At 58.5% G+C, this 1,124-nt stretch carries 1 protein-coding gene; it reads left to right on the top strand.

The features are described 5' to 3' along the window. A partial coding sequence (gene rlmD, locus POTG_RS09180) for a 23S rRNA (uracil(1939)-C(5))-methyltransferase RlmD (protein ID WP_157273387.1) occupies positions 1–1,039 on the top strand: 1,039 nt, incomplete at its 5' end. Between the last annotated feature and the right edge of the window lie 85 nt (positions 1,040–1,124).

The following is a 1,124-nucleotide window of genomic DNA, read 5'->3' on the forward strand; positions in this document are numbered from 1 at the left end:
CGGCGACCATGCCGTCGTCGTGCGACCGACGATCGGCATGGCTGCGCCTTGGCGCTACCGCAACAAGGCGCAGGTGCCCGTCGGCGTCATCGACGGCGCACTGGTCGGCGGCTTCTACGCCCGCGGCAGCCATCGCATCATCGACATGGAGACGTGCCTCATCCAGCACGAGAGCAACGATGATGTGATCAGCCGCGTCAAAGCGATCGGCCGCCGCCTGGGCATCACCGCCTACGACGAAGAGACAGGCCAAGGCCTGCTTCGCCACGTCGTCGTAAAGGTTGGCTTCCGCACCGGCGAAATGATGCTGGTGCTGGTCACAAACGGCGATCGGATCCCCCGTGAAGACGAATGGATTGCGGCGATCCGTGAAGAGCTTCCGGCTGTGGTAAGCATCTGCCAGAACGTCAACACACGGCAGACGAACGTCATCTTCGGCGACGTAACTCGCGTCCTGTGGGGCCGCGAAGTGATCTATGACTATATCGGGGACGTGAAGTTTGCGATCTCGGCGCGTTCTTTTTACCAAGTAAACCCAATCCAGACGGAAGTTCTCTATGGCAAAACGGTCGAATACGCCGGTCTGACCGGTCAAGAGACGGTCATTGACGCCTACTGCGGCATCGGCACGATCTCGTTGTTCCTGGCGCAACACGCGAAGCGGGTGTACGGCGTGGAGATTGTCAAAGAGGCGATCGAAGACGCTCGCGTCAACGCCAAGCTGAACGGAATGAACCATGTCACTTTTGAGGTCGGTGCCTCCGAAGACGTCATCCCAGCCTGGAAAGAGCAGGGGATCGAAGCCGACGTCATCGTCGTCGACCCGCCCCGCAAAGGCTGCGACCCGCACCTGCTCGACACGATTATCAAAATGAAGCCCGAGCGTGTGGTTTACGTATCGTGCAACCCCGCAACTCTGGCTCGCGACCTGCGCATCCTTGAGGACGGCGGCTACCGGACCGTGGAGGTAACGCCGGTGGATATGTTCCCGCATACGGTACATGTGGAGGCTGTGTGTTTCCTAAAATACGTGCTATAAAAGTGGATTCATCAAGGTTACGGGGACGAATTGGGGACGTTTAGAGGGCATGATATATATTTGTAGACATGCCCTGCGTCTCTTA

The sequence above is a fragment of the Paenibacillus sp. oral taxon 786 str. D14 genome (genome assembly GCF_000159955.1).
Taxonomy (GTDB): Bacteria; Bacillota; Bacilli; order Paenibacillales; family Paenibacillaceae; genus Fontibacillus; species Fontibacillus phoenicis.